Annotated in this window: 4 protein-coding genes and 1 pseudogene; 3 read left to right on the top strand and 2 right to left on the bottom strand. The window is 71.9% G+C overall.

Going from position 1 to position 7,682, the window contains the following annotated elements:
• Both E2E34_RS35670 and E2E34_RS27780 read left to right on the top strand, forming a co-directional pair.
• A pseudogene (locus tag E2E34_RS35670) lies at positions 1 to 1,552 on the top strand (hypothetical protein); the annotation flags it as partial.
• A gap of 123 nt (positions 1,553 to 1,675) precedes the next feature.
• Positions 1,676 to 2,704 (top strand): aspartate-semialdehyde dehydrogenase, encoded by a 1,029-nt coding sequence (locus tag E2E34_RS27780; RefSeq protein ID WP_138904643.1) that lies wholly within the window; start codon positions 1,676 to 1,678, stop codon positions 2,702 to 2,704.
• Positions 2,705 to 2,861: 157 nt separating this feature from the next.
• Here E2E34_RS27780 and E2E34_RS27785 read toward each other — a convergent pair whose 3' ends face one another.
• Positions 2,862 to 3,359, bottom strand: coding sequence for a DUF1203 domain-containing protein (locus E2E34_RS27785; RefSeq protein ID WP_138904644.1), 498 nt, complete (start codon positions 3,357 to 3,359; stop codon positions 2,862 to 2,864).
• Positions 3,360 to 3,501: 142 nt separating this feature from the next.
• Between E2E34_RS27785 and pepN the strand changes: the two genes are divergently transcribed.
• Positions 3,502 to 6,075: an aminopeptidase N gene (gene pepN, locus E2E34_RS27790; protein WP_138904645.1), complete on the top strand. Its 2,574-nt coding sequence runs from the start codon at positions 3,502 to 3,504 to the stop codon at positions 6,073 to 6,075.
• Positions 6,076 to 6,176: 101 nt separating this feature from the next.
• Here the strand turns inward: pepN and alc are convergent, their stop codons facing one another.
• Positions 6,177 to 7,313: an allantoicase gene (gene alc / locus E2E34_RS27795; RefSeq protein ID WP_138904646.1), complete on the bottom strand. Its 1,137-nt coding sequence runs from the start codon at positions 7,311 to 7,313 to the stop codon at positions 6,177 to 6,179.
• Between the last annotated feature and the right edge of the window lie 369 nt (positions 7,314 to 7,682).

Raw genomic sequence — 7,682 nt, forward strand, 5'->3', positions numbered from 1 at the left:
GCCCCGGCCCCAGCCGTACGACGCGGCGCCGGTGCACGCGCCCGTACCGCCGGCGGCGCACCGCCCGGCGCCCGTGCACACCGCCGCCCCGGTCGCCGCGCACGCCCCCGTGCGCGACGCCGCGCCCGTCCAGGACCGCGTGCCCCACGCCTTCGGTCCCGAGTTCCCTGCCTTCGTACGGCGCGGCCGCGGCAACGATGTCGTCACCGTCGACGCGCCCGTTCCGCCTGGCCCGGTGATCGTCGAGGGCTGGCACGAGGGGGACGGTTACTTCTGCGTCGAGACCCTCGACCGCCGCAACCGCGACGACGAGCTGCTCTTCAACACGACGCTGGCCACCTTCCGCGGCCGGGCGCTCGTACAGAACCGCGCCGACCGCCCGCTCCGGCTGAAGGTCGAGGCGGACAACGACTGGACCGTGATGGTGCAGCCGCTGTCCGTCGCGCGCGGCGTCGGCCAGGGCATCCGCGGCTTCGGCCCCGAGGTGCTGGTCTACGGCGGCCCCGTGGCCGACCTCGACGTGACGTTCGACGGCGACGAGGACGAGGGCGGCTACTTCGGCGTGTCCAGCTCGGGCCGGCCGGAGAAGTTCGACGACGACTACGAGCTCCTCGTCAACGAGACCGGCCCGCTGCGGCAGACCGTCCCCCTCACCGAGGGCCCGCTGGTGATCAAGGTCGAGGCGGACGGCCCCTGGTCGCTCACCCCCCGCCCGCTGCCGGACATGAACGCGGCCGCCGCCGGGGGCCCGGGCGCCCGGCACGGCCGCGGCGCCGGCACGCTCACCCTCACCAACCCGAACCCGGGCCACCCCGCCGTCCTGGAGTACACGATCCAGAGCGACCGCTCCCTCTTCGGCTACGAGGTGGTGATGCTGGACGAGTACGACGACGAGGAACGCCTCCTGCGCGGCTCCGACCACGGTCCGCACGGCCGCACCCTGCTGTTCCGCCACGGAGAGCCCGAGGTCCGGCTGCGGGTCGACAACGCCGTCGACTGGAATCTGAACCCGCACCCGGCGGCCGCCGCCCCGGCGCTCACCGGCCCGCTGGCCGGCACCGGCAGCGCGGTCCTGCGCTACGACGGCCCGCCCGCGCTGCTGGGCCTGCGCCGCACCACGTCCGACGACGACCCGCTCACCACCCGCACCGTGCAGGCGACCGGCAGGGCGGTGATCTCCGGCGACACCCGGGGCAGGCGCCGCCCGGTCGTCGGACCGCTCTGGGTGGCGGACGCGGGCTACTGCTACGTCCTGGTGGTCGCCTCCGCGGCGACCGGCTGGCAGATCGAGCCGGTGTCCCCCGACAGCGCCCCGGTCCTCGGCGACGCGCTCCGCGGACACGGTTACGCCGTCGTACGGAACACCGGGCCCGAGGTCGAGATGATGCTCACGCACGAGTCGCGCGGGAACCCCGACCTCACCGTCGTATGGGCGCTCGACGAGCGTCTGGAGCCTGTGCGGCGCATCACCACCGGCCCCGGCCTGCACACTTTCCCCACCGGATTCCTCCAGATCAGGACCGGCGGCCGCTGGGGTTTCGAGCTGAGGTGACGCTGGTCACGGCGTCCAGGGGCCGGACAATGGATTGGACAAGTCCGCCCTGGAGAGACGCATGATGGGTGGCAGCACCAGGTCAGCCGCCTGCAACACGTTCGTACGCACGAAGGAGTCCTCGTGAGGGTCGGAATCGTCGGAGCCACCGGTCAGGTCGGCACAGTCATGCGCAGCATTCTGGCCGAGCGCGAGTTCCCGGCCGACGAGCTGCGCCTCTTCGCCTCCGCCCGTTCCGCGGGCTCCACGATCACCTGGCAGGGCAAGGACATCACCGTCGAGGACGCCTCGACGGCCGACTACTCCGGCCTGGACATCGTGCTCTTCTCCGCCGGTGGCGCGACCTCCAAGGCCCTGGCCGAGAAGGTCGCCTCGCAGGGCGCCGTCGTGATCGACAACTCCTCGGCCTGGCGCCGCGACCCCGACGTGCCGCTGGTCGTCTCCGAGGTCAACCCGCACGCGGTGGCGAACCGCCCCAAGGGCATCATCGCCAACCCGAACTGCACCACGATGGCCGCGATGCCGGTCCTCAAGCCGCTGCACGTCGAGGCGGGGCTGACCGCGATGGTCGCCACCACCTACCAGGCCGTGTCCGGCTCGGGTGTGGCCGGTGTGGCCGAGCTGCACGGCCAGACGAACAAGGTCGCCGAGCACGCCGACCAGCTCACCTTCGACGGCGAGGCCGTCGAGTTCCCCGAGCCGGGCGTCTACAAGCGCCCCATCGCCTTCAACGTCCTGCCGCTGGCCGGCTCGATCGTCGACGACGGGAGCTTCGAGACCGACGAGGAGCAGAAGCTCCGCAACGAGTCCCGCAAGATCCTGGAGATCCCCGAGCTCAAGGTCTCCGGGACCTGCGTGCGCGTCCCGGTCTTCTCCGGCCACTCGCTCCAGGTCAACGTGCGCTTCGAGCGCCCGCTGAGCGTGGAGCGCGCGACCGAGCTGCTGGCCGGCGCCCCCGGTGTGGCGCTCTCCGAGATCCCGACGCCGCTCCAGGCCGCCGGCAAGGACGTCTCGTACGTCGGCCGCATCCGCCGCGACGAGACGGTGGACAACGGCCTGGCGCTGTTCCTCTCCGGCGACAACCTGCGCAAGGGCGCGGCGCTCAACGCCGTGCAGCTGGCGGAGCTGGTGGCGGCCGAGCTCAAGGGCTGACCCTCTCCACCCCTTCGTTCTCACCTCCGGCGGGGCCGGGCTCCCCGGAGCCCGGCCCCGCCGTTCCGCGCCCGGCCGGTACGACGCCTGACGTCGGCCGCCGCCGGGCGCGGCGGGATGCCGCTGTGCCGGCCGACGGCGCGCTACCGGGCGCTGCTCAGGGGCGGCGTACCTCGAAGAGGAAGCAGCCGTACTCGACGGCGCGTACGTGCACCAGCGCCACCTCCGGGTCGGCGAATGCCTCGGCGAACGCGGCGTCGAAGGCCGCCGTCGCGTCGTCCAAAATCTCCAGCAGCCGGCCGCCGACGATGCGCCCCCCGGCGTCGTAGCAGCGCACGGTGCGCAGGGCGCCCGGCCGTGCGAAGGGGTAGCCGTCGGCCGGCTGAGGGCCCCCGCACTCCTCGGCGTGGACGAAGACGGGTCCCTGTTCGTCGTACGCCCCGGGCCTGGCGCCCGTGCCGGCCGCCCAGCGGCGCAGCGGCGCGTACGACACGAGGGCGACGCGCTCGCCGGCCCCGCTCGGGCGCAGGCAGCAGCGCAGCGGCGCGCCGCCCTCCCCGTCGGTGTACGGGACGCAGGCGCGCCCGGCGTCGTCGACGGCCCGGAGCTGCCGGAGCGCGCCGGGAGGGACAGCGAGGAAGGGGTGCGTGGTCATACGGCCAGCCTGGCCACCGCGCCAATGACGTGCTGGCGGACTTCGGACATCGCGTCCTGTCAGCTGCGAGCTGACTCAGCAGCCATCGTGCGGACGGCGTGGAAGGATGGCGAAAAACGACACATACCGAGGAGATGACCGGGTGCCTGGCACGAATCTGACCCGCGAAGAGGCCCAGCGGCGGGCGAGCCTGCTCGCTGTTGACGCGTACGAGATCGAGCTCGACCTGAGCGGCGCGCAGGAGGGCGGCACGTACAGGTCCGTGACCACTGTGCGCTTCGAGTCCGCCGAGGCCGGGGCGGAGACCTTCATCGACCTGGTGGCGCCCGCCGTGCACCAGGTCGTGCTGAACGGGAAGTCGCTCGACGTCGCCGCGGTCTTCCGCGACTCGCGGATCGCCCTCAAGCACCTCGAAGCGGGCCCGAACGAGCTGAAGGTCGTCGCCGACTGCGCGTACACGAACACGGGCGAGGGCCTGCACCGCTTCGTCGACCCGGTCGACCAGCAGGCGTACCTCTACACCCAGTTCGAGGTGCCGGACGCCCGCCGCGTCTTCGCGTCCTTCGAGCAGCCGGATCTGAAGGCGACCTTCCAGTTCACCGTGAAGGCCCCGTCGGGCTGGACGGTCATCTCGAACTCCCCGACGCCGGAGCCGACGGACGACGTCTGGGTCTTCGAGCCGACACCGCGCATCTCGACGTACATCACCGCGCTGATCGTCGGCCCGTACCACTCCGTCCACAGCTCGTACGAGAACGCGAGCGGCCAGAGCGTGCCGCTGGGCATCTACTGCCGTCCGTCGCTCGCCGAGTTCCTCGACGCGGACGAGATCTTCGACGTCACGCGGCAGGGCTTCGACTGGTTCCAGCAGAAGTTCGACTACGCGTACCCCTTCGCGAAGTACGACCAGCTCTTCGTGCCGGAGTTCAACGCGGGCGCGATGGAGAACGCCGGCGCGGTGACCATTCGTGACCAGTACATCTTCCGCTCGCGGACGACGGACGCGGCGTACGAGCGGCGCGCCGAGACCATCCTGCACGAGCTGGCGCACATGTGGTTCGGCGACCTGGTCACCATGGAGTGGTGGAACGACCTGTGGCTGAACGAGTCGTTCGCCACCTACACGTCGGTCGCCTGCCAGGCGCACGCGGAGGGCTCCAAGTGGCCGCACGCGTGGACGACGTTCGCGAACTCGGAGAAGACCTGGGCCTACCGCCAGGACCAGCTGCCCTCCACGCACCCGATCATGGCCGAGATCCGTGACCTGGACGACGTCCTGGTCAACTTCGACGGCATCACGTACGCGAAGGGCGCTTCCGTCCTGAAGCAGCTCGTCGCGTACGTCGGCCAGGACGAGTTCTTCAAGGGCGTGCAGGCGTACTTCAAGGCGCACGCGTTCGGCAACACGCGCCTGCCGGACCTGCTCGGCGCGCTGGAGAAGACGTCCGGCCGCGACCTGAAGACCTGGTCGAAGGCGTGGCTGGAGACGGCCGGCATCAACGTTCTGCGCCCGGAGATCGAGACGGCCGCGGACGGCACCATCACCTCCTTCGCCGTCCGCCAGGAGGCCCCGGCGCTCCCGGCGGGCGCCAAGGGCACGTCCACCCTGCGTCCGCACCGGATCGCCGTGGGCTGCTACGACCTGGACGGCGCGGGCAAGCTGGTCCGTACGAACCGCATCGAGATGGACGTGGACGCGGCCGAGCTGACCGAGGTCCCCTTCCCGGCGGGCACGCCGCGCCCGGCGGTGGTCCTCCTCAACGACGACGACCTGAGTTACGCGAAGGTGCGTCTGGACGCGGACTCGCTGGCCATGGTCACGGCGCACATCGGTGACTTCGCCGAGTCCCTGCCGCGCGCGCTGTGCTGGTCGGCCGCGTGGGACATGACGCGCGACGGCGAGCTCGCCACCCGCGACTACCTGGCGCTGGTGCTCTCGGGCATCGGCAAGGAGTCGGACATCGGCGTCGTGCAGTCCCTGCACCGCCAGGCGAAGCTGGCCCTGGAGCTGTACGCGGCGCCCCAGTGGCGCGAGACGGGCCTGGCGCGGTGGACGGCGGCGACGCTGGAGCACCTGCGCGCGGCCGAGCCGGGCAGCGACCACCAGGTGGCGTGGGCGCGGGCGTTCGCCGCCACGGCCCGTACCGACGACCAGCTGGACTTCCTCCAGGGCCTGCTGGACGGCACGCAGACGGTGGACGGCCTGGCCGTCGACACCGAGATGCGCTGGGCGTTCGTCGGACGCCTCGCGGCCACGGGCCGGGCGGACGAGAAGGTGATCGCGGCGGAGCTGGAGCGCGACAGGACGTCGGCGGGCGAGCTGCACGCGGCCTCGGCCCGTGCGGCACGGCCGACGGCCGAGGCCAAGGCGGAGGCGTGGGCGTCGGTCATCGATTCCGACCAGCTCCCGAACTCCACGCAGGAGGCCCTGATCGGCGGCTTCGTCCAGACCGACCAGCGCGAGCTGCTGGCGCCGTACACGGAGAAGTACTTCGCGGCGGTCAAGGGCATCTGGGAGTCGCGCAGCCACGAGATGGCCCAGCAGATCGCGGTCGGCCTGTACCCGGCGGTCCAGGTCTCCCGGGCCACGCTGGACGCGACGGACGCCTGGCTGGCCTCGGCGGACCCGACCCCGGCGCTGCGCCGCCTGGTCCTGGAGTCCCGCTCGGGCATCGAGCGCGCCCTGAAGGCACAGGCGGCGGACGCCGCGGCCTGAGCAAAGAGGGCGCTCCCCCACCGGGGAGCGCCCTCTCGCGCGTGAAACCGCCCGACGGCCGGGCGCTGTGCCGCTGCCGGCCGCCGGGCGGGGTCTGTTGGCTACTGCCCGGCGACGTCCTCGTACCGCGCCCGCAGGTCGGCCGCCCCCTGCTCGGTGAGCGCCCCGTGGAGCCGCATCCGGGCGACGCCGCCGTCGGGGAAGGCGTCGAGCCGTACGTGTGTGGCGACAGCCTGGGCCGGGAGCTTGAAGCGGTGCAGCGTGTCGGGCTGGAGCTTGGTGCGCGGGATGATCTCGAACCACTCGCCGTTCTCGCCGTTGCGCCCGCTGAGGGCGATCCAGCCGGCCGAGTTGCCCTTGAGGTACGCCGTGTCGATCTCGACGGCGCGGATCGCGCCCTGCGCCACGAGGCGGAACCGCACCCAGTCGTTGGTGTCGCGGACCCGGCGCCGGCGGTTCTCCCAACCGTCGTCCATCTTCCGCGAGGTCCCCGGCAGGATGATCTGCGTCGGCGACGAGTAGAACTTGTCGGAAGCGTCCTCGTACACGCCCCCGTTGAGCACCGACACGAGGTCGATGGTCCCGAGGAGGTCGAGCCACTGCGGGTCGGGCACGACGTCGCCGTGCACCCGGAGCCGGGCGACCCCGCCGTCGGGGTGCTGGCAGAGCCGGACGTGCGTGTAGCGGCGCTCGCTGCTGATCTCGAACCCGTTGGCGGCGTGCCCGCGCACGGGCGTCACGGGAACGATCTCCTCCCACTTCACGTCGGCGGCGAGCAACTGCTCGGGGCTCGGCGACCCCTCCACGGCGGCGGCCTGGATACTCACGCGCTGCGGGTAGTTGCCCCGGAAGTGCGCGGTGTCGACGACGATGCCGCGAATGACGCCGGGAGCGCCGAGGCGGACGACGGCCCAGTCGTGGTCGTCGGGCGCGGGAAAGGGATGCGCACCGTCGACACCGCGCCGCCGACGGGTCTCCCACCCGTCCATGATCTTGCCCTTGTGCCCGAAGTGCTCCGGGTCGAAGACGGCGCGCTCGCGGACGAGGAGGTTCTCGCGCTCGGCGAAGAACTCGTCGTTGGCGGCGACGACCCCGGCCCCGAGACGCCGGTCGGCCAGGTCGACGAGCTCGGTGAAGGGAAAGTCCCCACCCCGGTAATCGGCGTACGGATCGCCACCCCCGTAGGGTGCGGCGTCGTTGGCGTGCGGGTCTTCGGCCTGCGCGGAGTTCGTCGTCATGGACCGACTGTCACACCCAGGGAATGGTCAGGTCCATCGAATGTTTCTGGACAAGCTTTGAAGCAGAGGTGAACAATGCCGGGAACAGGAGTCGTGACCGCGCCCTCAGGCCAGCCACCGACCGCAACGAACCAAAACCCCCAGACCACACTCCCAGCCACTACCCGTGTGACCGATGAGACCGGAGAGGCGACCGCCGCCAGGAACTGTGCGGTAGGCGCCGTTCCAGGGCCGCGCAGCACCCACAGGCCGTCCGCCCACCGGCCGGGGTGCATGCCTACGCCGAGATGCCGGGGTAGCACCAACAACCGTCGCCGCAGTCGCTGAGACTGGGGCCGCACCACCCCTAGACCGACCGCGCCCCACCCC

Source organism: Streptomyces albidochromogenes (assembly GCF_005981925.1).
GTDB classification, from domain to species: Bacteria; Actinomycetota; Actinomycetes; order Streptomycetales; family Streptomycetaceae; genus Streptomyces; species Streptomyces albidochromogenes.

Excerpts from the sequence above, each read along its gene's own strand:
- E2E34_RS27785 (WP_138904644.1), bottom strand. The coding sequence starts at position 3,359 with ATGACCACGCACCCCTTCCTCGCTGTCCCTCCCGGCGCGCTCCGGCAG.
- alc (WP_138904646.1), bottom strand. The coding sequence starts at position 7,313 with ATGACGACGAACTCCGCGCAGGCCGAAGACCCGCACGCCAACGACGCC.